At 70.0% G+C, this 23,386-nt stretch carries 24 protein-coding genes; 17 read left to right on the top strand and 7 right to left on the bottom strand.

The window, feature by feature from the left end:
* Genes ACIBHX_RS06055 through ACIBHX_RS06065 form a run of 3 tightly spaced genes read left to right on the top strand, consistent with a single transcriptional unit; the run spans position 1 to position 1,492 of the window.
* Positions 1 to 306: a hypothetical protein gene (locus ACIBHX_RS06055; RefSeq protein ID WP_397064671.1), complete on the top strand. Its 306-nt coding sequence runs from the start codon at positions 1 to 3 to the stop codon at positions 304 to 306.
* Positions 303 to 602: a hypothetical protein gene (locus ACIBHX_RS06060; protein ID WP_397064672.1), complete on the top strand. Its 300-nt coding sequence runs from the start codon at positions 303 to 305 to the stop codon at positions 600 to 602. Before ACIBHX_RS06055 ends, ACIBHX_RS06060 begins: the two co-directional genes overlap by 4 nt.
* A complete protein-coding gene (locus ACIBHX_RS06065) occupies positions 599 to 1,492 on the top strand; it encodes an alpha/beta fold hydrolase (protein WP_397064674.1) in 894 nt (297 codons plus the stop codon). Before ACIBHX_RS06060 ends, ACIBHX_RS06065 begins: the two co-directional genes overlap by 4 nt.
* 53 nt (positions 1,493 to 1,545) lie before the next feature.
* Here the strand turns inward: ACIBHX_RS06065 and ACIBHX_RS06070 are convergent, their stop codons facing one another.
* Positions 1,546 to 3,174, bottom strand: a complete 1,629-nt coding sequence (locus ACIBHX_RS06070; protein ID WP_397064676.1) for an FAD-binding oxidoreductase — start codon at positions 3,172 to 3,174, stop codon at positions 1,546 to 1,548.
* A gap of 234 nt (positions 3,175 to 3,408) precedes the next feature.
* Here ACIBHX_RS06070 and ACIBHX_RS06075 point away from each other — a divergent pair, with 234 nt between their 5' ends.
* The 7 genes from ACIBHX_RS06075 to ACIBHX_RS06105 all read left to right on the top strand — a co-directional run bounded on the left by ACIBHX_RS06075 (position 3,409) and on the right by ACIBHX_RS06105 (position 12,629).
* On the top strand, positions 3,409 to 4,914 hold the full coding sequence (locus ACIBHX_RS06075; protein WP_397064677.1) for a DUF4185 domain-containing protein: 1,506 nt from the start codon (positions 3,409 to 3,411) through the stop codon (positions 4,912 to 4,914).
* A gap of 107 nt (positions 4,915 to 5,021) precedes the next feature.
* Positions 5,022 to 6,095 (top strand): glycoside hydrolase family 172 protein, encoded by a 1,074-nt coding sequence (locus tag ACIBHX_RS06080; protein ID WP_397064679.1) that lies wholly within the window; start codon positions 5,022 to 5,024, stop codon positions 6,093 to 6,095.
* A gap of 74 nt (positions 6,096 to 6,169) precedes the next feature.
* Positions 6,170 to 7,135, top strand: a complete 966-nt coding sequence (locus tag ACIBHX_RS06085; protein WP_397064680.1) for a DUF4185 domain-containing protein — start codon at positions 6,170 to 6,172, stop codon at positions 7,133 to 7,135.
* Positions 7,114 to 8,415, top strand: a complete 1,302-nt coding sequence (locus ACIBHX_RS06090) for an ABC transporter substrate-binding protein (RefSeq protein ID WP_397064682.1) — start codon at positions 7,114 to 7,116, stop codon at positions 8,413 to 8,415. The genes ACIBHX_RS06085 and ACIBHX_RS06090 overlap by 22 nt, the downstream gene beginning before the upstream one ends.
* A gap of 55 nt (positions 8,416 to 8,470) precedes the next feature.
* The gene (locus ACIBHX_RS06095; protein ID WP_397064684.1) at positions 8,471 to 9,406 is read left to right on the top strand and encodes a carbohydrate ABC transporter permease; all 936 of its coding nucleotides are present in this window, start codon (positions 8,471 to 8,473) and stop codon (positions 9,404 to 9,406) included.
* Complete coding sequence (locus ACIBHX_RS06100; RefSeq protein ID WP_397064687.1) at positions 9,406 to 10,209, top strand: carbohydrate ABC transporter permease; 804 nt, start codon at positions 9,406 to 9,408, stop codon at positions 10,207 to 10,209. The genes ACIBHX_RS06095 and ACIBHX_RS06100 overlap by 1 nt, the downstream gene beginning before the upstream one ends.
* Positions 10,206 to 12,629: a GH116 family glycosyl-hydrolase gene (locus tag ACIBHX_RS06105; RefSeq protein WP_397064689.1), complete on the top strand. Its 2,424-nt coding sequence runs from the start codon at positions 10,206 to 10,208 to the stop codon at positions 12,627 to 12,629. Before ACIBHX_RS06100 ends, ACIBHX_RS06105 begins: the two co-directional genes overlap by 4 nt.
* A gap of 200 nt (positions 12,630 to 12,829) precedes the next feature.
* Here the strand turns inward: ACIBHX_RS06105 and ACIBHX_RS06110 are convergent, their stop codons facing one another.
* From ACIBHX_RS06110 to ACIBHX_RS06120, 3 genes are all read right to left on the bottom strand, one after another.
* On the bottom strand, positions 12,830 to 14,080 hold the full coding sequence (locus tag ACIBHX_RS06110) for a cytochrome P450 (protein WP_397064690.1): 1,251 nt from the start codon (positions 14,078 to 14,080) through the stop codon (positions 12,830 to 12,832).
* Positions 14,070 to 15,848, bottom strand: coding sequence for a UvrD-helicase domain-containing protein (locus tag ACIBHX_RS06115; RefSeq protein WP_397064691.1), 1,779 nt, complete (start codon positions 15,846 to 15,848; stop codon positions 14,070 to 14,072). The genes ACIBHX_RS06110 and ACIBHX_RS06115 overlap by 11 nt, the downstream gene beginning before the upstream one ends.
* 228 nt (positions 15,849 to 16,076) lie before the next feature.
* Entirely contained in the window at positions 16,077 to 16,724 is a 648-nt protein-coding gene (locus ACIBHX_RS06120) for an SAM-dependent methyltransferase (RefSeq protein WP_397064693.1), read from the bottom strand.
* A 129-nt stretch (positions 16,725 to 16,853) separates the two neighbouring features.
* Here ACIBHX_RS06120 and ACIBHX_RS06125 point away from each other — a divergent pair, with 129 nt between their 5' ends.
* The 5 genes from ACIBHX_RS06125 (at position 16,854) to ACIBHX_RS06145 (ending at position 20,707) form a co-directional block, all read left to right on the top strand.
* Positions 16,854 to 17,570, top strand: coding sequence for an ABC transporter ATP-binding protein (locus tag ACIBHX_RS06125; protein WP_397064695.1), 717 nt, complete (start codon positions 16,854 to 16,856; stop codon positions 17,568 to 17,570).
* Positions 17,567 to 18,292: an ABC transporter permease gene (locus ACIBHX_RS06130; protein ID WP_397064697.1), complete on the top strand. Its 726-nt coding sequence runs from the start codon at positions 17,567 to 17,569 to the stop codon at positions 18,290 to 18,292. Before ACIBHX_RS06125 ends, ACIBHX_RS06130 begins: the two co-directional genes overlap by 4 nt.
* A complete protein-coding gene (locus tag ACIBHX_RS06135; protein ID WP_397064699.1) occupies positions 18,286 to 19,404 on the top strand; it encodes a sensor histidine kinase in 1,119 nt (372 codons plus the stop codon). The genes ACIBHX_RS06130 and ACIBHX_RS06135 overlap by 7 nt, the downstream gene beginning before the upstream one ends.
* Positions 19,401 to 20,033, top strand: a complete 633-nt coding sequence (locus ACIBHX_RS06140; RefSeq protein ID WP_397064701.1) for a response regulator — start codon at positions 19,401 to 19,403, stop codon at positions 20,031 to 20,033. The genes ACIBHX_RS06135 and ACIBHX_RS06140 overlap by 4 nt, the downstream gene beginning before the upstream one ends.
* Before the next feature lie 92 nt (positions 20,034 to 20,125).
* Positions 20,126 to 20,707, top strand: coding sequence for a TetR/AcrR family transcriptional regulator (locus ACIBHX_RS06145; RefSeq protein ID WP_397064703.1), 582 nt, complete (start codon positions 20,126 to 20,128; stop codon positions 20,705 to 20,707).
* A gap of 8 nt (positions 20,708 to 20,715) precedes the next feature.
* Here ACIBHX_RS06145 and ACIBHX_RS06150 read toward each other — a convergent pair whose 3' ends face one another.
* The gene (locus tag ACIBHX_RS06150) at positions 20,716 to 21,054 is read right to left on the bottom strand and encodes a DUF6463 family protein (protein WP_397064705.1); all 339 of its coding nucleotides are present in this window, start codon (positions 21,052 to 21,054) and stop codon (positions 20,716 to 20,718) included.
* Positions 21,051 to 21,311 (bottom strand): hypothetical protein, encoded by a 261-nt coding sequence (locus ACIBHX_RS06155; protein ID WP_397064707.1) that lies wholly within the window; start codon positions 21,309 to 21,311, stop codon positions 21,051 to 21,053. Before ACIBHX_RS06155 ends, ACIBHX_RS06150 begins: the two co-directional genes overlap by 4 nt.
* Positions 21,312 to 21,450: 139 nt before the next feature.
* Here ACIBHX_RS06155 and ACIBHX_RS06160 point away from each other — a divergent pair, with 139 nt between their 5' ends.
* Complete coding sequence (locus ACIBHX_RS06160; protein ID WP_397064708.1) at positions 21,451 to 22,116, top strand: TetR/AcrR family transcriptional regulator; 666 nt, start codon at positions 21,451 to 21,453, stop codon at positions 22,114 to 22,116.
* Between the two features lie 13 nt (positions 22,117 to 22,129).
* Positions 22,130 to 22,951 (top strand): class I SAM-dependent methyltransferase, encoded by an 822-nt coding sequence (locus ACIBHX_RS06165; protein ID WP_397064710.1) that lies wholly within the window; start codon positions 22,130 to 22,132, stop codon positions 22,949 to 22,951.
* Here the strand turns inward: ACIBHX_RS06165 and ACIBHX_RS06170 are convergent.
* Positions 22,948 to 23,310, bottom strand: a complete 363-nt coding sequence (locus ACIBHX_RS06170; protein ID WP_397064712.1) for an ArsC/Spx/MgsR family protein — start codon at positions 23,308 to 23,310, stop codon at positions 22,948 to 22,950. The two genes, ACIBHX_RS06165 and ACIBHX_RS06170, sit on opposite strands and share 4 nt — an antisense overlap.
* Positions 23,311 to 23,386 lie beyond the last annotated feature (76 nt).

A 23,386-nucleotide genomic window follows, 5' to 3' on the forward strand; every position in this document is an offset into this window, starting at 1 on the left:
GTGGCCGAGACCGAGTTCGTCAGGTTCCTGCGAGAGGTCGGAGCCAGCCCGCCGCGGCTGGACGACTACGCCGCGATGAGCCTGCCCCGCCTGCTCTTCCACGCCCGCAACCAGGGCTACGACTTCACCGCCGAGGAGGCCGCCCGGGTGATCGGGCGGCTGGAGGTGGCCGCCGTCACCGTGCAGGACGGCGAGCCCTTCGACGGCGGCAGCACCCTGTGGCGCGCCATGTGGGGCAGCCGCTACCTCGACTACCTGGTCAAGGACGTCGCCTCCAGGTTCACCGACGAGGAGCTGGTGTCATGAGCGCACTGGGGTTCCTGCGGTTCCTGGCCACGCAGCCGGAACTGGTGGACAAGCTCAAGGACAGGTCCAAGGACGAGGTGATCGCCGCCGCGGCCCAGACCGGGCACGCGTTCACCGCCGAGGAGTTCAACGCGGTCATCTGGGACATGGAGGACCGGCTGGCCAGACACCGCGGCGAGCCGTTCGACGAGGTGTTCCCGCTCTGGCAGCTGCTGTGGGGCCGCTACTACCTCGAGTTCCTGGTGTTCGACCTCGTGCCCAGCCTCGAAGAGACAGGACTGCTGGAGAGATCATGACGAGAAACGCCTTGTACATCGGGCGCGAGTGGAGCGTCGACCACAACAGGCGCGCGAAGGTGAGCGACGGCGAGCTCAGGTACGCCGTGCTCGGCGAGGGCGAGCCGGTCGTGTGCATCCACGGCACCAGCATCGCCGACAGCCTGATCACGCCGCTGAAGTTCTACCCGCCGCTGCTGGAGGGCTACCAGCTCATCAGCTACTACCGGGCCGGCTACAACGGCAGCACGCTGGACAAGGACGCCCTCAGCATCGAGGAGGGCGCCGAGCACGTCCGCGAGCTGCTCGACCACCTCGGCCTGGAGAAGGCGCACATCATGGCCTTCTCCTTCGGCGGGGTGATCGCCTTCCAGTTCCTGCTGTCGCACCCCGAGCGGGCGCACAGCGCGATCCTGCTCGAGCCGTACCTGCCGCGCGAGGACCCCAACGCGGTCCAGGCCAACATCGACGCCTTCATGGGTGCGATGAAGGTTTACGAGACCGGCGACAAGCTCGGCGCCGCGCAGCGCTACATGGAGTCGGTCTGCGGGCCCAGCTTCTTGCCGGCGGTGGAGATGACGGGTCCGCTCGACGTGTGGGACCGGGTCGAGGCCTGCGTCGACACCACGTTCACCGTCGACTTCCCGGCCATCTCGCAGTGGGGCTTCAAGATGTCGGAGGCCGACAGGTTCGGTCCCAAGCCCACGATGCCGATCCTGGCGGTCATGGGCCTGGACAGCGAGTCGGCGATGCCCGGCTTCCGCGAGACACAGCGCTTCCTCATGGAGTGGCTGCCGCAGGCCGAGCGGTGCGGCATCCCCAACGCCACGCACGGGTTGCAGAGCATGAACCCGGTGGCGGTGGGGGAGGCGGCGCTCAGCTTCCTGCGCCGCCACCCGATGGACGGCTGAAGACCCCGCTCACGAGAAAGGGGCCCCCGCCTCGGGGGCCCCTTTCTCCTGTGTCAGGGCAGCGCGATCGACTGCTGGTGACGGAAGACGTTACGCGGGTCGTAGGCCGCCTTGACCTGCTGGAGCCTGGCGTAGTTGGACTTGTAGTACAGCGTGTACCAGGGCACGCCCGACCTGTTGAACGCCGGATCGGTGATGTCGGGGTCCGGGTTGTTGATGTAGCAGCCATCGGCCTGCTCGCCCGGCACGGGATAGCCGCCGGTGGCCGACCACACGGACCCGTACAGGTCGCGCAGCCAGCCGATGTTGGCCGCGTCCGCCGCGGGATCCTGCCACTGCGTCTCGAACAGCGTCCAGTACGAGCACGAGCGGTGCACCAGCGCCGTCTGGGTAGGCGAGACCGCGTTGATCGCCCCGCCGCTGAAGCCCGCCAGCGTCACCGCGCCGGCCGGGTTGCTGAAGTCGGTGCGGTTCAGCGCGTCGTACATCGCTCCCGCCTGCGCCGCCGTGTACGGCTTGCGCAGGTAGGCCGACTTGGACGAGCCGCGCAGCGTCGGGTTGATGAACGAGGGGATGCTGGCCGCGATCAGCTTGACCGCGTGCAGCCACGGCAGCTTGGCCGCCGGCTGCGCGGCCACGATCGCGTCCACGCCGAGACCCTGGGTGAGCGCGCCCAGGTAGTCCGACAGCAGCTGCTGCGCGCCCGAGGCGGTGGCATCGACCTGGGTGAGCAGGAAGATGTTCTGCGCCGACCGGTGCGCCAGCGAGGCGACGCCCGACAGCACCCTGGCCGGGTCCGAAGGGGCGGCGTGCTGCTCGTACCAGGATCCCCAGTTGGTCACCAGGGCGGTGAACTTGGTCCTGTCCAGCGCGCTCCATGGGATTCCGACCGCGCTGAGCAGCACGTCCTTGGGCGGGCTGACCAGCTGCTTGCCGCCCAGGCCGGCCGTACGGAACCAGAACCTGGTGACGATGCCGAAGTTGCCCCCGCCGCCGCCCGCGCAGGCCCACCACAGCTCGTGGTTCGGGTCGGCCGGGTCGCGGCTCGCGACGACGGCGCGCGCGGTGCCCGTGCGGTCGACCACGACGATCTCGACCGCGTCGAGGTGGTCGATCACGGCGCCGAGCTGCCGCGACAGGAAGCCGTAGCCGCCACCGGTGGCGTGGCCGCCGATGCCGACCGTGGGGCACATCCCGCCGGGGATCGTCACGCCCCACTTCTTGTACAGCGCGTCGTAGGCGGCCGACAGGCGGCAGCCGCCCTCGACGGCGTAGGCGTTGCGCAGCGGGTCGAAGTAGACGTTGCTCAAGCCCGACAGGTCGATGACGACCTTGACGTCGGGGTTGAACACGAACGGGGCCAGGCAGTGGCCGCCGGACACCACCGAGATCCGCTTGCCCGCGGACACCGCCTCCTGGACGGCCCGCACCACCTGGTCGGTGGAGCTCACCAGCCGCACGTAGTCGGGCGCGCCCACCCAGCGCTGGTTGTATCCGACGGTCAGCTCCTGGTAGCGGGGATCGGCGGGGTAGACGGTCACGGGACCGGTCGTGGGGCAGGCGGCGGTCTCGGCAGCGGCGGGGCCCGCGCTCACGGCCGCCTCCACCGCCGACTGGATCGCCGCGGCGCCCGCGGTGACCGCCACCCCGCCCAATAACCCTCGCCTCGTAACTTCGCTCATGAGGCGCTCCTCTCCTGCTGGAGGGTCTAGGAGTTCCATGATTTCCAACCCGCCCGCGGAAGGCCTGGCCCAGCTAACGGAGTCTGCGAGCAGTCCAGACGTGAAATCGATTCCCCATTTCGGGCACAAACTGGACGTCTGCCCCAGGGGCAACTCACACTATTCCTTGACCAGGCCGCCTGTCGGCCCCACAATGTGGAGAAATCGTTTTCTCGGACGGAGGTGCCGGGACAAATGAAGACCACCCCCCTCGTGTTAACCGCCCTGCTGGTGGCCCTGTCGGGCCCAGCGTTCGGCGCCGGGTCCGCGCAGGCCACGACCGCCAGGTCACCGGCCGTCGTGGTGGCCAAGATGAGCGGCCCCGACTCGGTCAGCGCCACCGACGCGAACTGGAAGATCAACGCCGCCGACCTGGGCATCATGTGGGACAACGGAGCCGGAGAGGTGCTGACCGCGTTCGGCGACACCTTCGGCGACGGCTGGAGCCCGCCGGGCGCCAACGGCGGCGACTGGCGCAGCCAGACCCTGCTGCGCAGCAACGACCACGACCTCACCGACGGCATGTCGTTCACCAGCGCCGCCACCGACACGCCCGGCCACGCCAAGCAGCTCATCCCCAGCCAGAAGGTCGACGGCGTGGAGATCACCGTCATCCCGACCGCCGGCGTCTCGGTGGGCTCGCGCCAGTACCTGGCCTACATGTCGGTACGGCACTGGGGCCCGCCCGGCCAGTGGGACACCAACTACGCCAGCATCGCCTACTCCGACGACAACGGCCAGAACTGGACCACCGCCGGCGGCCCGCGCTGGGACAACCCCACCGGCGACGACCACTTCCAGATGGCCGCGCTGGTGCGCCGCGGCGGCTACGTCTACCTGTACGGCACGCCCAACGGCCGCAACGGCGCCGCCTACCTGGCCCGGGCCCCCGAGGCATCGGTGCTGGACAAGAACGCCTACCGCTACTGGACGGGCAGCTCCTGGCGGGCGGGCGCCGACACGCTGGCCGCACCCGTGGTCGCGGCGCCGGTGGCGGAGCTGTCGGTGCAGTACAACGCCTACACCGGCAGGTGGCTGATGACCTACCTGCAGGGCAGCGACATCATCCTGCGCTCGGCGCCGGCGCCCACGGGCCCGTGGAGTTCGCCCGCGATGGTGGCCAGTTCGGCGGACTATCCGGGGCTCTATGGCGGGTTCATGCATCCGTGGTCGTCCGGCTCGTCGCTGTACCTGGCGATGTCGGAGTGGACGCCGTACAACGTCTACCTGATACGGATCACCCTGAACAGGGACGCCACCATCGCCAACCCCAACCTGGTCCAGGACCCCAGCTTCGAACGCCAGACCGCGAGTACCGTCTCACCGCCGTGGGGCTGCTACGGCAACTGCGGGATCGACCACGCCACCTGGGCCTTCACCGCCGACCGCAACGGCTTCGTCCGGTACAACAGCGGCTGGCACGACCTGCACCAGGTGGTCCGGGTCACGCCGAACACCGACTACACGCTCACCGGCTGGCTGCGGACCTCGGGCAACAACGACAACGGCTTCTTCGGCGTGCGCGATCCGGGCGGCCTGCCGTTCAACGAGGTCAACTTCCGGGCCGTGGGCCGCTGGACCCGCTTCACGGTGAACTTCAGCAGCGGAAGCCGGAGTTCGGTGGAGGTCTTCGCCGGGATCTGGACCGACAACGGAGACATGTGGTTGCAGGCCGACGACTTCGCCGTCGTGCGTCGCTAGAGCCGATGCCGAAGACGATTCGGTAACGCCCCCTTGACCCTGCCCCGGGTCAGGAGTAGGACGTCAGCAATCGATTTCTCACTATCGCAGTACGGAGGGAAACCAACGTGACCTACGGCCAGTTCGGCAGCAGCCTCAGGGACCTGCCGCGCCTCCGCAGCCACCGTCGCCGGCGTGAATCGAGCTGGGACCGCTCCGGAGGCAACGACGACCGGATCACCGTCGGCCCAGGCCAGACGGTCACGCTGGCGGACCTGCGCGGGGCGGGATCGGTCAACCACATCTGGATGACGGTCGCGCCCCGCGACCCCGGCACGCCGGAGACGGCCGACCGGGACTTCCTGCGCAAGCTGGTATTGCGGGTGTACTGGGACGGGGCGGAGCACCCCAGCGTGCTGGTGCCGCTCGGGGACTTCTTCGGCGTCGGGCACGCCCGCACCGCCAACATGGTCTCCGCGCCGTTGCAGATGAGCCCGCAGGACGGCAAGGCGTTCAACTGCTGGTTCCACATGCCGTTCGCCACCGGGGCGCGGTTCGAGCTGACCAGCGAGTGCGAGTCGGAGGTGCTCTGGTTCTACTACTACATCGACTACGACCAGTTCGACGAGCTGGGCGAGGGGCTGGGCCGCTTCCACGCCCAGTGGCGGCGCGAGTGCCCCACCGACGGCCTCGAGCAGGGGGAGCTGACCAACTCCGAGTTCCTGTTCGACGGCAAGAACCTCGACGGTGACGGCAACTACGTCATCCTCGACGCCGAGGGCCGCGGCCACTACGTGGGCTGCGTGCTCAACGTGACGAACCTGCGCCGCACCGCCGACTGGAACTGGTACGGCGAGGGCGACGACATGATCTTCATCGACGGCGAGGCGTTCCCGCCCAGCCTGCACGGCACCGGCACCGAGGACTACTTCAACACCGCCTGGTGCCCCTCGCAGACCTACCACGCGCCCTACCACGGCATCACGATCCCCGGCGGCGACAACTGGAGCGGCCAGATCTCCATGTACCGCTTCCACATCGAGGACCCTGTGCCGTTCACCCGCTCGATTAGGGTCACGATCGAGCACGGGCACGACAACCGGCGCAGCGACGACCTGTCGTCGGTGGCGTTCTGGTACCAGGAGCTGCCGCACAAGCCCTTCGACCTGCCGCCGGTGACGGACCGGCTGCCGATCTGGTGAAGCGGGTGCTCGCCGTGCTCGCCCTGGTCCTCCTCAGTGGGGGCGCCGGGTGCGGCGGCCCTCGAGGAGGCGGCATGCAGTGCGTCACGCCGGGCGGCCTGACCAAGCTCGCCCAGGTCACCGGGCCGGGCCTCACGGACGGCTACGCCGTGCACGGCACCGACCTGGGCTCGGTCTTCACCATGGGAGACCGTACGTACCTGGTCTTCGGCGACACCTTCGGCGAGGGCAGGAGCTTCTGGCGCTCCAACGTCATGGGCTACACCGCCGACCGCGACCTGTCTGACGGGCTGCGGCTGGACGGGATGGTCACCGACGAGGTGGGGCTGGCCAAGGAGCTGCTGCCGTCGAAGAAGGTCGACGGCGCCGAGATGACGGTCATCCCGACCTACGGCTTCGCGGTCGGGCAGAGCATGTACCTGCACTACATGTCGGTACGCCACTGGGGCGAGCCCGGCCACTGGGACGTCAACCGCTCCGGCCTGGCCCGTTCCGACGACCAGGGCGTGACCTGGCGCACGCTCGACGCCCCGACCTGGCCGGGCGAGTCGGGCTTCGCGCAGGTCAGCGTGGCCCGCGACGGCGACCTGCTGTACTTCTGGGGCATCCCGGCCGGCCGTTTCGGTGGTGTACGGCTGGCGCGGGTCCCCGCCGGCCGGGTGGAGGACCCCGCGGCGTACGAGTACTACGGCCCGCACGGCTGGAGCGCGGACGCGCGCGCCGCGCGGCTGGTCGTGGACGACACGGTCGGCGAGCTGTCGGTGCAGCGCAACGACTACGCCGACGCCTGGATCATGATGTACCTCAAGGAGGGCACCGGGGTCGTCATGCGCCAGAGCGCCGAGCCCTGGGGCCCGTGGAGCGAGCCGAAGCCCGTCGTCGACGCCGCCGAGTATCCGGGGCTGTACGCCCCCTTCATGTACCCGGGCTCGGGCAGCCGGGTGTATTTCAACCTCTCGCTGTGGGAGCCGTACAACGTCTTCCTCTTCAGCGTCGATCTCCGGAAGGAGAAGCAGTCGTGCGAAAGTTCGTCCTCTTAGCGACCGCGCTGGTGCTGGTCGCCGGGTGCGGCAGCGGAACCCCCAACCAGGGCAAGACCGAGCTCACGCTCTGGCAGCAGAAGTTCACCGACCAGGAGGACGCCTGGTACAAGAAGGCCGTGGCGGCCTACAACGCCTCCCAGAAGAAGGTCGTCGTCAAGCTGGTGACCGTACCGGCCGACGCGTGGGACCAGAAGATGAAGGCGGCGCAGGCGGCCGGCAAGACGCCGGACGTGTTCACGCTCAACTACAACAAGGTGCCCGGCTTCGCCCGCACCGGCCAGATCAAGGCGCTCGAGCCGCTGATCCCGGCCGACAAGTGGGCGGGGCTGAAGGAGTCGGTCGTCGGCTCCATCCAGTACAAGAACCAGAAGTACGCCTACCCCATGCTGGTCGAGCCGTCGGCCGTGCTCTACTACCGCAAGGACCTGTTCGCCAAGGCCGGGCTCGACCCGAACAAGCCGCCGGCCACCTGGGACGAGCTCATCGCCGACGGCAAGAAACTGACCACCAAGGACGTCTCGGGCGTGGTGACGGCCGGCGCCGCGATCGACCTGGCCTGGTCGACGTGGGGCCTGCAGTGGAACGCCGCCGGACACCTGCCCATCAGCGACGACTGGTCCACGCCCAAGGCGAGCGACCCCAAGTACAAGCAACTGCTGCAGGTCTACCAGACGCTCTACCAGCAGGGCATCATGCCCAAGCAGCCGTTGGCGCCCTACGCCGACGCCAACCCGATGGGCCAGGGCAAGGCGGCGATGATGGTGTGCGGCTCCTGGGCGGCCAGCGTGCTGCTGTCGGACTACCCGAAGATGGTGGCCAACATCGGCGCCGCGCCGCTGCCGTCCTTCGACGGCGACGCCACCAAGCCCACCGCCACGCTGGGCGGCTGGACGCTGGTGGTCGACGGCAAGGCCAAGCAGCCGCAGGCGGCGGCCGACTTCGTCTCCTGGCTGCTGGCCGGTGACACCACGCTGCTCGTGGACTATTTCAAGACCACGAAGTTCTCCAAGTACTCGCCGCGCGCCGCCGTGGCCGACGCGGTCAAGAACGACCCCGCGGCCGCCGAGAACATCTGGGCCAAGACCATCGAGGACCAGATCGTGGCGCACGCCAAGCCCGAGCCCACCTACGACTTCGCCGTCAGCCTGGCCTTCGGCAAGGCGATCGAGAAGGCGCTGCAGGGCAAGGACATCGACGGCGCCCTGCGGGACGCCGACGCCGAGATCAAGGACGTCATCGCCAAGAACAACCTGGCCGGGCAGGGCACCGCGTCATGAACCGAGGGGTGGCCCCCGCTCGGGGGCCACCCTGTTCAGGAAGGAGGAGATGCCGGTGGCCGTGACGTTCGCGAAGAAGACGACGGTGGCCAGCGTGCCGCGCACCCGGCGCTCGACGGGCAGGCGCGACACCAAGGTCGCGATGATCATGCTGGCGCCGCTGCTGATCCTGCTGGGGATCTTCGTCATCTGGCCGCTCATCCACGCCGTCTACATCAGCCTGTTCACCTGGAGCTTCTACGAGGCGCCGGTGTTCGTGGGGCTGCGGAACTACCTCAACGTGCTCACCGACGCCGACTTCGTCAAGTCGGTCCTGCGGGGCCTGGCCTTCTCGGCCATGGTGGTGCCCGCGCAGCTCGTCATCGCCTTCCTGTTCGCCAGTCTGGTGAAGTCGTGCAGCCGGCGGATGGCGGCGGTGCTGAAGGTGACGATCTACATTCCGGCCGTGGTGTCCGAGGTGATCGCGGCGATCGTGTTCGCGCTCGCCTACACCTACCGCGGCGGCATACTCAACTGGTTCCTCGGCCTGTTCGGGCACGAGGACACCGCCTGGCTGGGTGAGACAGGCACGGCGCTGTGGGCGACGGCCGTGCCCGCGATCTGGCTGGGCACCGGCGTGGCCTCGCTGATCATGCTGGCGGGGATGCTGGACATCCCGGAGGTCTACTACGAGTGCGCCGCGCTCGACGGTGCCGGGGCGTGGACCAAGGCGACCAGGATCACGCTGCCCCTGATGAAGAACATCATCCTGTACCTGCTGGTCACCGGGTTCGCGCTGACGCTGCAGTTCCTGGTCGTGCCGCTGGTGATGACCAACGGCGGGCCGCTGGACTCCACCACGCTGCCCAACCTGTTCATCTTCCGCCACTTCACCAACGACCTCTACGTCGGCTACTCGATCGCCGCCGCGCTGCTGCTGTTCGTGGTGCTCGGCGCGGTGTCGGCGGTCATCTTCAGGCTCGTCAGATCGGAAAGGGCGGTGGACGGCTGATGAGGTTCGCCAGGTACCCGCTGGCCGCGCTGTTCGTCTTCGCCGCGCTGTTCCCGCTGGCCTGGATGGCGGTGGCCGGGTTCAAGGCCAAGACCGAGGTCGTGGCCACGCCGTTCCAGTTCTTCCCCGAGGTGTGGCGCTGGGAGAACTACACCAGGATGCTGGGCGACGAGGCGTTCCTGCGCTCACTCGGCGTGACGTTCGTCGGGGCCGTGCTGTTCGCGGCACTCAGCCTGGTGGTCAACTCGCTCGGCGCGTACGTGTTCGCGCGGCTGGAGTTCGCCTTCAAGCGGACGCTGTGGGTGATCGTGATCACCACCATGTTCATCCCGGCCATCGCGATCATGCTGACCTCGTTCATCGTGGTCACCCAGCTGGGCATGCTCGACACGCTGGCCGTCCTGGTGATCCCCGGCGCGGCCTCGGGGCTGCAGGTGTTCTTCCTGCGGCAGTACTACCTGGCCGTCCCGCGGGCACTGGAGGAGGCGGCACAGCTCGACGGCGCCGGACCATGGCGGATCTTCAGCCGCATCTTCATCCCGCTGTCGAAGGGCGCGCTGGTCGTGGTGGGCGCCACCTCGTTCCTGGCCTTCTGGAACGCCTACATCTGGCCGGTGCTCACGATCACCGACCCGGACCTGTTCCAGGTGCAGCAGTACCTGGCCACGTTCCGCTCCGACCGCACCTCCGAGCTGGGGCTGCTGATGGCGGGATCGACGCTGGCGGCGCTGCCGGTCATCGTGCTGTTCCTGATCTTCCAGCGGCAGATCATCGCCGGCGTCCGCATCACGGGGTTGAAATGAGATTCGTCGCGATGCCGCTGGGTGGCATCGGCACCGGGAACCTGGCCATCTGCGCCGACGGGGCGCTGCGGCAGTGGCAGCTGCAGAACGTCGGCAACCACCGCGGCGACCTGCCTTACACGTTCTTCGCGCTGCGCGTCAGCAGGCCGGAGCCGCCACTGAACACCACGCTGGTCCTGCAGGGCCCGGCCGGATCGGGTCCCGCCACGCCGCTGGTGACCGACGATCACGTGCCCGGGTGGCAGCGCGACCTGCCCGGGGTATCCGGTACGAGCTTCCGCGCCACGTATCCGGTGGCGAACGTGGACTTCCACGACGAGCGGTGGCCGGTGGAGGTGGCGCTGGAGGCGTTCAACCCGCTGGTGCCGCTGGACGTGGAACGCAGCTCGCTACCTGCCGCCCTGTTCACCTTCACGATCACGAACACCGGCTCGCTGCCCGTGTACATGTGGCTGGCGGCAGCCGTACAGAACCCTGTCGGGCACGACGGGAAGACGGCGATCGACGGGGTGCGGGCGCGCGGCTACGGCGGGAACGTCAACCGGGTGCGGCGCGAGCGGGGCTGGACGTCGCTGGTGATGGAGAACCCGTCGGTGGACCCGGTGGCGGCCGGAGCCGGGCAGGCCGTGCTGACGGCGGATTCCGTGAGCGCGACCGTGCTGCCGGACTGGCAGCATCCGCAGGAGTTCCTGCGGTTCCTGGAGTCCCGGGCGGTCCACACCTGGCTGCCCGACCCGCCCGCCTCCGGGCCGAGCGCGCCGGGACAGACCTGGAACGGCGGGCTGGTCGTGCCCGCGGCTCTCGAACCCGGGGAGTCGGTGCGGGTGCGGCTCTGCCTGGCCTGGCACTTCCCCAACCGGTACGCCGACTTCAACCAGTTCGGCCCGCCGAACCCGCAGTGGGGGCCGACCAGGTTCTGGCTGGGCAACGCCTACGCCACCCGCTTCGCCGACGCGCTCGACGTCGCCGCCCGGGTGCGTGAGGAGTGGACCTCGCTGCGCGAGGACACCCTGGCCTGGGTGGACACGATCGCCGGAAGCAGCCTGTCGCCGGTCGCGGTCGAGCACCTGGCCGCGCAGGCGGCGATCCTGCGCAGCCCGTCCTGCTTCCAGAGCGCCGACGGCGCCTTCTTCGGCTTCGAGGGCGTGCTCGGCGCCTCGACCGCGATGTGGTCGGGGGACGTCGGCGGGTCATGCCCGCTCAACTGCACCCACGTCTGGAACTACGTCCAGGCCGTGGCCAGGCTCTTCCCTACGCTCGAGCGCGCCATGCGGGCCACCGAGTTCGACGTGATGCAGGCGCCCGAGGGCTACCTGCCGCACCGGGTGATCGCGCCGACCTACCTGCGCCAGCTCTGGGACGTCCCCATCGGCGGCCCGGTCGAGCCGGCCCTGGACGGCATGCTGGGCGCCGTCCTCAAGACCTACCGCGAGGTCCGGCACGGCGGCACGGACCGCCACTGGCCCGCGATCCACCGCATGCTCACCCACATCCGGAAAAAGTGGGATCCGGAGGGGAGTGGGGTGTTGCGTGGCGTCCAGCCATCCACGCATGACATCGACCTGTACGGGGTCAACCCGTTCATGGGCACGCTCTGGCTGGCGGGGCTGCGGGCCGCCGAGGAGATGTCGCCCGACCTCGGGTACGCCCGCGAGCTGCGCGAGCTGTTCGAGCGGGGGAGCGCGGCCTACGACGAGGCCCTGTTCAACGGCGAGTACTACGAACAACAGGAGACCGACCGCGACTTCCAGTGGGGCCGCGGCTGCCTGTCCGACCAGCTCATCGGGCAGTGGTGGGCGCACCAGCTGGACCTCGGCCACCTGCTGCCGCGCGAGCACGTCGTCTCGGCCCTGCGCGCGGTCGTCGGCCACAACCTGCGCAAGGGGTTCAGGGACTTCGACCACCCCTACCGGGTCTTCGCCGACGAGGACGACACCGGGCTGCTGATGTGCTCCTGGCCGCGCGGCGGCCGCCCGGCCGTGCCCACCCGGTACTGCGACGAGGTGTGGACGGGCAGCGAGTACCAGGTGGCCGCGCACTGCCTGTGGGAAGGCCTGGACACCGAGGCGTGGGCGATCCTCGACGGGCTGTGGGCCCGCTACGACGGCCGCCGCCGCAACCCCTACAACGAGATCGAGTGCGGCGACCACTATGTCCGGGCCATGGCCGGCTGGTCGGTCCTGGAGGCCATGTCCGGCATCTCCTGGGACGAGCGCACCGGCCACCTGACGACTCGCTCGCCCGGCCGTTGGCCGCTGCTCCTGTCGTCGGGCTGGGGTCACCTGACCCGCGATCCCGCCGGCGCCGAGATCGTCTGTACGGCGGGCAGCATGACGATCCGCGCCCTCGACGGGACCGTGTTCGAGCACGGCCCCGTCACGGTCACGCCGGGTCACCCGTTCACCGTTCGCTCAGGGTAGCTTCCACGTGCCGGGCTTCACCGGCTGGGGCGGTGGCCGCCCTTCCCGTAGATCATGCGCCCCATGCTGACGCACTCCCGCCCGCGCCCCGCAACACGTCCGCCGATAAGCATGAACCCCGGGATTTCTCCCGCGGATTCGTGACCGTCGAATCAGCGGGAGAGAAAGCAGCGAAGTGGAATCGATTTCCCGGCGTGTTTTCAGCTCGCGCTGTACGGCAGGCGCTTGATGCCGTTGATGAAGTTGGAGACCAGATAGTCGGGCTTGCCCGCGGCCCTGATTCCCGGCATCCGGGTGAACAGCTCGCGGAACATCACCGTCATCTCCCGCCTGGCCAGGTGGGCTCCCAGGCAGTAGTGCGGCCCGGGGCCGCCGTAGCCGATCTGCGGGTTGGGGTCGCGGGTGATGTCGAAGCGGTCGGGGTCGTCGAACACAGCCTCGTCCCGGTTGGCGGAGATGTAGTACATCACCACCTTCTCGCCCTTGCGGTACTGCACGCCGTTCATCTCGTGATCGCGGGTGAGCGTCCGGCGGAACTGCATGACCGGGCTGCAGAAGCGGACGATCTCCTCCAGCGCGCCCGCGATGTGCTTGTCGAAGTCCCCGAGCAGCAGCTCACGCTGCTCGGGATGGTCGGTGAACAGCTTCAACCCGTGCGAGATCGCGTTGCGGGTGGTCTCGCTGCCCGCCACGACCAGCAGGATGAAGAACGAGCCGAGCTCCTGTGGCGACAGCCGCTCCTCGCCGTTGACCAGCAGGCTGGTCAGGTCGCCGGTCGGCTCGGCACGCCGTTCCCCGGCCAGCCCGGCGCCCAGCCGGTTGAGCTGGTGACCCGCGCGGACCAGCTTGACCAGCGCGGAGGCGACCTTCCAGCGGGACAACGCCGGGTCGAGGCCGGTGTACTCGGCGTCGGTGTAGCCGAGGATGACGTTCGTCCGCTGGAGCACGTAGTCATGCCACTTGCCGGGGATGCCCATCATGTCGCAGATGACGCGGACGGGCAGCCGGGCCGCCGCCATGTCGACGAAATCGCCGGAGCCGGCGGCGGCCGCATTGTCGACGATCTCCACGGCGGCCTTGGCCAGGTCCTCCTCCATCTTGGCGATGATGCGGGGGGTGAAGGCCCGCGAGACGATCCTGCGCAGCCGCGCGTGCCGCGGGTTGTCCATGTTGATCATCGAGCCGAAGTAGACGGCCAGCCAGTTGGGCAGGTCCATGACGCTGTTGGCGCACGGCTCGCTGCTGAAGACCTCGGCGTTGCGGCTGGCCTCGACCACGTCGGCATGCCGTACCAGGGCGTGGAAGCCGGTCCCCTTGCCCACCCAGGGGACCCTCGGCTCCTCGAAGTACACGGGCTTGTCGAGCTGGCGGAGCCGGCGGAAGGCGTCGAGCCGGCGCGCCTGCGGCAGCGTCCAGAAGGGCAGTTCCGACAGCCCCAAGTCAACGCTCATGATGGTCACTCCTGTCCCAGATGAACTGTCCGATCCCGGCCGGCCTCGGCGCCAGCCACACCCCGTAAGGCCCGAGCCCGGCGTGCGCGCCCGCGGCCGCCGAGCCGACGACGGTGCGCACCGCGTCGACCTGGATCCCGGTGATCGTGCGCGGAAACTCCGCCGGCTCGCGGCCGTCGCCGATCAGCCGGTACAGGTCCCGCCTGAACCGCTCGGACGCGACTCCGATCGCGTATCCCCCGTGCACCAGGACGTACGGCGGGCTCTCCTGCGGGCCCCTGCCGTGCACGTACAGGCGTTCCAGCACGGCCGCGTCCCCCGATTGCACGGCGGTGGCCAGGTAGGACTGCACCTGCGCCGCATCGGCCAGGAAGTCGCGGACGCCGGCGGGTTCCGCCGTGTGCAGGTCGCCCTCGAGCAGCTGCATGCCCGCCCGCGGGCGCCACCACCTGCCGGTCCCCGGATCCACGGCGAGGCCGCGCATGTCCGGGCCCTCCAGGCGGAACATCTCGTACCTCGCCCGTGTCATCGCCAGGTACAGCAGCCGGGCCTCGGCTGCCAGGTCGCCGGGCGGCACGGGGCCGGGGTCGGCGACCAGGATCCGGTCGAACTCCAGGCCCTTGGCCCGGCGGAACGACGACACCATGATCTGGGCGGGCTCCTGCGCGGTGAGCTCGTCGGGCAGCCGCCCCGCCGCGATCCCGGCCAGCAGCCTGGTCAGCTCCAGCGTCAGATCGGCGGGGTTGCCGCCGGCCGTGCGCTGCAGCAGATCCCACAGCCGCCCGTCCGTCAGTTCCTGCGGTACGGCAAGCGTCGCGACCAGCTCCTCGAAGCGCGGCCTGCTCAGCAGCGCGCCCTGGCACATCCCGACCAGCCGCCCCACCCAGGGCGGCGCGACCCGGTCGCCCGGCGCCCTGCACAGCCGGTGCGGCACGCCGATCCGCTGCAGGTCGGCCGAGACGATCATGGCCTGGGCGCTGGTCCTGCACAGCACGGCGGTGGTGCCCTTGTAGCGGGTCAGCGCGTCCGCGGCGAAGCCCTGGCCCAGACGGCCCACGTCCACCCGCTCGCACAGCGCTGCCCGCAGGACGGCGTAGTGGTCGCTCTCCTTGAGCGAGCTCAGCCTGGCCGTGTGCGACAGCGCGGAGGCGGCCTCCCAGGTGCGGTTCCTGAAGTTCTGCGTGAGCCGGGCCTCGGCCAGGTCCCCGCCGAAAGCCTCGCGCAGCCGGCCCAGGAAGCCCGCGCCGTCGGCGTGGACCGCCTGCTCGGGATCGCCGGCGATGGTGAACCCGCAGTCGACGCGCTCCAGCAGCGCTTCCACCATCTCCCTGGTACGGCCGGCCAGGTCCTGCGCCTCGTCGATGACCACGTGCAGCAGGTCGTCGTACAGCTCGTCGACCAGGCCGGTGGTCAGGTGCTGCAGCGCGGCGTCGAGGCGCGCCTCCGGGGGAAGGCCCGACCAGTCCGCGGACGGGTCGATCCTGGTCAGCAGGTCCAGCGCCCAGGTGTCGAACGCGACCGCCTGGACCCGCCGGCCGTGGGCGGCCAGCCGTACCTGCAGCTCGTAGACCACGGCCCTGGAGAAGGTGAGGACCAGGATCGTCCCGTCGAGCGGGCTCGCGGCCAGCAGCTCGACCCGGCGGGTCAGCGTGTGCGTCTTGCCGGTGCCCGCGTCGGCGACCAGCAGGAGCAGCGCGCCGGGCGGCTGGTCCACGATGGCCTGCTGTTCGCGGGTGAGGGGCGGGGGATCGCTGTCGTTGTCGCTCATAATGGGCTCAGCACTGCTCACTTCGCAATCAACTCCTCGTTGAACGCGGAGTTATGCGAATTGCCGAGCAGGGGGATCTGAGCGGCATGAATTACCCCTTACTTGGATAATTACTAATTTTCCGCCGCCCAGGCAGACGCCATAGTGACACATGTGGCGATTATCACTCAAGTCGCTTCTGTGACCCCAGGTCTCGCGTCTGTACCCCCTTGTCCCGATATTTCCTGATTACGCTTCTGGTGTGGGGGCGGTGCGCGCCAGCTTGAGGGTGTTGTTCGTGCGGTGGAGGTGCCGGCCGTCATGGGCCGTGTGGGTCTGCTCGTACTCCTCGTCCACCAGCACCTTCCACTGCCCGTCCGGCAGGTCGAGCGCATCCAGTACCTCGCCGGGCGTGGGCAGCGCCAGATCCGCGTGGTCGTGGTTCTCCTCCTGCCAGGGCACCGCGCCGTGGCCGACGATGAGCAGGATGCCGCCGGGCGCGACCGCCTCGGCCGCCCGGCGCAGGATCCGCTCGCGCGGCAGTTCCGTGGGCGAGTGCAGGAAGGCGGCGGTGACCAGGTCGAAGTCGCCGGCGGGGAAGCTGTCGCCGAGGTCGTGGCGCTGCCAGTCGATCAGGCCGGCCACTCCCGCCTCGGCGGCGTGGCGGGCCGCACGCTCCAGCGCCACCTGGGAGATGTCCACGGCCGTCACCCGCCAGCCGCGCACGGCCAGCCAGATCGCATCCCCGCCCTCGCCGCATCCCAGGTCCAGGGCCCGCCCGGGCGCCAGGCCAGACACCTCGCGCACGAGGGAGGCGTTCGGCTCACCGCTCCAGTACTGGTCCCGCTCGGAGTACTTGGTGTCCCAGAACTCGGCGGGCATCACGTCGTCATGCATGCGCCAGAGGATGCGGCAGCCGGCCGTGTCGAAGCAAATTCCGTTGCCGACTTGGCAAACGGGTGTGGTTGATGCCCATCGGTCATTCGGTTGATGTCGGGGGCCGCGGATCGCGGTGATCCTCGAGCCATGACAGTCATCGAGATCGACGGCCTGACCAAGAGCTACCGCGGCACCACCGCAGTGGACAGGCTCTGCCTGCGGGTGGAGCGCGGCGAGATCTTCGGGATCGCGGGTCCCAACGGCGCGGGCAAGACGACGCTGGTGGAGTGCGCGGCGGGGCTGCGCGGGCGCGACGGCGGCACGCTGCGGGTGCTCGGGCTGGACCCCGCGACCGACCGGCGCGCGCTGCTGCCCCGCATCGGCGTCCAGCTGCAGGAGGCGGCGCTGCCCGACGCGATCAAGGTGGGGGAGGCGCTGCGGCTGTACGCCTCCTTCTACGCCAGGCCCGCCGACTGGCGGGTGGTCATGGACGAATGGGGGCTGACCGGCCGGCGGCGCACCAGGTTCGCGAGCCTGTCGGGCGGGTGGAAGCAGCGCCTGTTCATCGCGCTGGCCCTCGTCGGCGATCCGGAGGTGGTCTTCCTCGACGAGCTGACCACCGGGCTCGACCCGTCGGCCCGCCGTACCGTCTGGGGGCTGATCAGGGCCATCCGCGAGCGCGGCGTGACCGTCGTGCTGGTCACGCACTTCATGGACGAGGCCGAGGCGCTGTGCGACCGCATCGCGGTCGTCGACGCAGGCCGGGTGATCGCCGAGGGGAGCCCGCGCGAGCTCATCGCGAGGACCAGGACACATTCGCTGGACGACGCGTACGTCACGCTGACCGGAGAGGACCAGTCATGAAGGGCATAGCCAACGTCATCGCGGTCGAGCTCAAGCTGGCCGTGCGGGAGCCGATGTCGGCGTTCTTCGCGCTGGCCTTCCCGGTGATCATGCTCTGGGTCAAGCTGCGCGGCGGCGAAAGGCCGCTGCCGGGCGGGGTGCGGATGGTCGACGCCACGGTGCCGATGCTGATCGTCTTCGTCGTCGGGCTGGCCGCACTGGTCGTCCTGCCCGCCACGCTGGCGCAGTACCGGGAGCGGCGGGTGCTCAAGCGGCTGCGGGCCACGCCGGCCTCGCCCGCGATGCTGTTCGGCGCGCAGTGGGTGGCGCACATGCTGCTCGCGGTGCTCGGCAGCGCGCTGCTGGTGGGCATCGGGCTGGCCTTCTACGGGCTCGGCGGGCCCGCGGACGTGGCGGGCGCGCTGCTGGCGTGGCTGCTCGGCGGGCTGAGCCTGGGCGCGATCGGGCTGCTGGTCGGCGCGTTGGTGCCCAGCGGGCGGGCGGCCACCGTGATCGGGCTCAGCCTGTTCTTCCCGATGGTGTTCCTGTCGGGCGCGGTGATCCCGCGCGAGACCATGGGCGGGGCGATGCGCGCGATCGGCGACCTGATGCCGATGGCGCCGGCGGTGGACGCGCTCCGCGATGGATGGGTGGGAAACGCGGTCTCCGCGTCTAATGTGGGGATCATGGCCGCCATAGCCCTCGTCGCCGGTGCGATCGCCGTGCGGGCGTTCCGATGGTGAATCCGCGGGTCTGGCCGGCCCTGCCGTACCTGTTCATCCTGCTGCCTGCGGTCTTCTCCCTGGTACGGCAGTGGCGGCCCGAAGTGCTCGCGCTGACACTGGCGGCTGTGGCGTGGCAGTGGTTCATGGCGGGGCGGACCGGGCGGCTCGCGGGCGCGATCGCCTACGTCGTGGTCCTGCTCGGGCTGGTGGCGGTGCTGATCAGGATCGACTCGCTGTTCATGGTGATCTGCCTGGGCGGGTTCATCCAGTCCTTCCTGCTCCTGCCCGGATGGTGGGCCTACGCCGGGGTGGCGGCCACCGCCGCCGTCCTCGTCAGCACCAGGCCCTGGGCCCAGATCCCGTTCTCCTTCCTCGTGGCGACGCTGGTGGCCTCCGCGGCGGGCCTGGCGGGCCAGGTGATCCGGTCGCAGAACGAGTCGCGCAAGCGGATGATCGCCAAGCTGGCGGCGCTCGGGGAGGAGAACGCCGACCTGCAGGCCCGGCTGCTGACCGGCGCCCGCGAGGCCGGGGTGCTGCAGGAGCGGCAGCGGCTGGCCAGGGAGATCCATGACACCATCGCCCAGGGCCTGACCGGAATCCTCACCCAGCTCGAGGCCATCGACGACCCGGCCAAGGCGGGGCCCCGGCTGGAGACCGTGCGCGACCTGGCCAGGGAGAGCCTGGCCGAGGCGCGCCGGTCGGTGCAGGCGCTGCGGCCCGCCCCGCTCGAGCAGGCCCAGCTGTCCCCGGCCTTGGAAGAGGTCGCCGGGAAGTGGTCGCGGGCCAGTGCGGTGCCCGCGACCGTGTCGGTCACCGGCGACGCCCGCCCCCTGCACGCCGACGTGGAGGCCACGCTGCTGCGGGTCGCGCAGGAGGCGCTGGCCAACGTGGCCAAGCACGCGGCCGCCACCCGCGTCGGCATCACCCTTTCCTACATGGAGGACGTCGTGGTCCTGGACGTGCGCGACGACGGTTCCGGCTTCCGCGCATCCGGTACGGCCGGCGGCTTCGGGCTCGTGGCGATGCGCCAGCGGGTCACCCGCCTGGCCGGCCGCTTCGAGGTCGAGACGGCGCCCGGGCAGGGCACCGGGATCTCGGCGACCGTTCCCGCGCTGGGACGTGAGGCATGACGATCCGGATGATCATCGTCGACGACCACCCGGTGGTGCGCGACGGACTGCGCGGCATCTTCTCCGGCGACGACGCCTTCGAGGTCGTGGGCGAGGCGGCGGACGGGCCGGAGGCGCTAGTCGTGGCCGGCCGTACCTCTCCCGATGTCGTGCTGCTTGACCTGCGGATGCCGGGGATGAGCGGCGCGGAGGTCATCCGCCGGCTGCGCGAGCAGCAGCCCGGCGTGCACGTGCTGGTGCTGACAACCTTCGGCGACGACGCCGACGTGGTGCCCGCCATCGAGCAGGGCGCCACCGGCTACCTGCTCAAGGACACTCCCCGCGCCGAGCTGCGCCGCGCCGTCCAGGCGGCGGCCCGCGGCGAGACGGTGCTGTCGCCGTCGGTGGCCGGGGTGCTGACGCACCGGTTGCGCGCGCCCGAGCCCAGGACGCTGAGCCGCCGCGAGCTCGAGGTGCTCGGCCTCGTCGCCCGCGGGGCCACCAACCGCGACATCGCCGGCAAGCTGTTCATCACCGAGGCCACGGTGAAGACCCACCTGCTGCACATCTTCGCCAAGCTCGAGGTCAACGACCGCGCGGCGGCGGTGGCCGCGGCCTACGACGGCGGCCTGCTCAAGCCCGGCGCCTGAGCCACGCCCTGAACCGTTCGTGGATCTCCGCGTTCGTGAGCCGCTCGGTGCGGCGGGAGAACCGCACCGGTGACCCGTAGAATTCCCCCACGATGGGCAGACCGGCGAAGTTCTCCGCGGATCAGATCCTCGACGCGGCGCTGGAGCTGCTGGTCGAGCAGGGTCCCGCCGGGCCCACCACCGTCGCGCTGGGCGAGCGGCTCGGCGCGCCCGTCGGCTCGCTCTACCACCGCTTCCGCTCGCGTGACCTGATGCTGGCCACGCTGTGGGTGCGCACGGTCGAGCGCTTCCAGCAGGGCTTCGTCACCGCGCTCGACGCCGACGACGTCGAGGCGGCCGCGCTGCACACCCCGCGCTGGTGCCGGCTGCACCCCGCCGAGGCGGCCGTGCTGCTGCTCTACCGGCGCACCGACCTGGTCGCCGCCTGGCCGGCCGAGCTGGGCGAGGAGCTGCGGCGGATCGAGCGGGTCCCGGCCGCCGCACTCAAGGGCTACCTCGCCCGCCATCCCGGCCTCGACGCGACGACACTGGCCTTCGCGGTCGTCGACGTCCCCTACGGTGCGGTCCGCCGCCATCTCGGCTCAGGCCACCCGCCACCTCCGCAGCTGGACGACCTGATCGTCACCACCTGCCGGGCCCTGCTACAGCCGCAGCACCGCGACCCGCTCCAGTAGCCCGCGCACTAGCGCGCTCGCGTGGTCACCAGGACGAGCACTCCCAGGACGATCAGTACGGGGCCGCCGCTGACCAGCCACAGCAGGGTGATCGGGACGCCCATGCCGATGAGGTACCAGCCCAGCTGGCGGGGAAGCTTCGGCATCGAGGCGGACAGCGTGCCGATGCACAGGAACCCTATCCCGGCCAGGATGAACCACAGCTGCGCCTCGCGTCGAGGGAAGCCGTCGGCGGCGTTGACCACCCCCGCGCTGACGATCTCGCCCAGCGTGTCGAAGGAGGCCAGACCGACTGCGATGTGGGCGACGGCCGCGATGATGATCAGTCTCGGGATCCAGCGGCTCATCGTTCCGCCAGGGTGCGCAGGGTGAGCAGCTGGCGGTGCATCATGAACAGGTTGCTGCGCCTGCCGTAGTTGTCGAGCAGGTCGTAGCTGTACGGCGCGACCCGGAGCTGGCACAGCCAGCGGAACATAGAGGCGGCGTCCGCGCGGACGGTGACGGCGCGGAACCATCCCTCGACAGCCCGGCCGACGACGCGGTCGCAGTCGTACGGCACGGCCATCTCCTCGGGGCGAGCGCCCCAGACGGTTGGAAGACCCATGCCTCCGGATTATAGAGAGATCCCTCTAATACCCCGCACGGCACCCCCCGGCTGATGCCACCAACCCCGCCATGGCGTAACGTGTGACTCGTTGACCAGATTTCAAATCCAGTCAACCAGTCAAGCGGAGGAGCGTGCGATGGACCACAGCCGGGCGGACCGGATTCTCGACGCGGCGGCCGAGCTGCTGCTGCGCCTGGGCTACCGCAAGGTCACGGTGGAGGACATCGCCCAGCGCGCCGGGATCGGCAAGGGCACCGTCTACCTGCACTGGCGCACCAAGCAGCAGCTCTTCGAGGCGCTGATCATGCGCGAGGGCATCGGCTATCTCGAGGAGCTGCTGGCCGGGCTGCGCGAGGACCCGGCCGGCGTGCTGCCGCACCGCCTGATGGCCGCCTCGTTCCTGGCCGTCCACGCCCGGCCGGTGCTGCGCGCCATCATCACCGGCGAGGCCAGAGAACTGCGCGACATCGTGGCCGCCAGCCCCCGGCGCGGCGAGGACCTGCTGGCCACCGCCCGCTTCATGGAGGTGCTGACCAGGCACGGCCTCTTCCGCGACGACGTGCCGGACCTGGCCTACGCCTTCACCGCCGTGCACGCCGGCTTCCATCTCCTCGACAACCTCGACCCGGCGGCCGCCGAGATGGAGCTGAGGGCCAAGGCCGGCGCCCTGGCCCACGTCGTCGAGACCGCCTTCGAACCGGCGAGCCCCTCACCCGAGGGTGTCGCCGCCGCGGCCGCGGAGGTCACGGCCGTCTTCGAGCAGGCGATCCCGGCCACCCGCGAATGGATCTACCAGCTGTAGAAAGGAAACCGCCATGGGCATCACGCTGCCCGAGTTCACGCCGATGGAGAACAGCCTCTGGCTGACGCTGTGCGGCAAGGCGCTCGACAGTCGCCTCGAGGACCCCATCCTGGCCGACACGATGGCCGACGAGATCGTCAGGAAGCTCGGCTACGACTGCGACAGGTTCCACATGAGCACCAACCCCATCCTGTTGATCGCGCAGCGCGCCAAGAAGCTCGACGAGGTGGCGGCCGGCTTCATCGCCCGCAACCCCGGCGCGATCGGCCTGGACCTGGGCGCCGGGCTGGACAGCCGGGTGTTCCGCCTGGACCCGCCGCCCGGCGTCGACTGGTACGACGTCGACTTCCCCGACGTGATCACCGCCCGGCAGCGGGTGCTGCCCGAGCGCCCCGGCGCCCACGGCATCGGCACGGACCTGACCGACCCGCACTGGCTGGACGCCGTGCCCACCGGCCGGCCGGCCGTGATCGTCGCCGACGGGCTGCTGGCCTTCCTCACGCCGGACGACATGATCGCCCTGATGAACCGGCTCATCGACCACTTCCCGCACGGCGAGATCGCCTTCAACGGCTACTCCCGCTTCGCCATCTGGGCCGCCAAGCGCTATCGCGGCACGCAGTCGGTCGCCGACCTGCTCAAGTCACCCGGGTTCGACGACCCGCGCGAGCCAGAGAGCTGGAACCCGCGCATCAAGCTCGTCAGGGAGATCCTGCTGACCCGCGAGCCCGAGGTCGCGCAGTTCCCCACCGCGCTGCGGCTGTTCACGCAGCTGGCCTCGCTGAGCGCCTGGTGGTCCCGCCACGGCACGACCGTGCTCCACTACCGGTTCTAGTCCGACCTGATCGCGGCCCTGACGGCCTCGGGGGAGCGGGCGACCGTGGCGGTGGTCTCGTCCACGGTGATGATCGGCCGCTGGATGAGGATCGGGTTCGCGGCGAGCGCCGCGATCCACCGGTCCCGGCTCTCGTGAGTGCGGGGCCAGGAGTCCATACCCAGGTCGGCGGCGACGGTTTCGCCGAGCCGGGTGATGTCCCACGGCTCCAGCCCCAGGCGGCCGAGGACCTCGCCCAGCTCGGCCTCGGTCGGCGGGTCCTCCAGGTAGTGGCGCACGGTGTAGCCGACCTGCTCGGCGTCGAGCAGCTCCAGGGCCGCCCGGCACTTCGAGCAGGCGGGGTTGATCCAGATCTCCACCTGCCATGGATATCACGGTCAGGGCTGTAAAGAATTTCCTGATACCCGGTCAACGCGTCTGAGCTGCGGTGATGTC

Source organism: Nonomuraea sp. NPDC050536 (assembly GCF_044457685.1).
Classification (GTDB): domain Bacteria; phylum Actinomycetota; class Actinomycetes; order Streptosporangiales; family Streptosporangiaceae; genus Nonomuraea.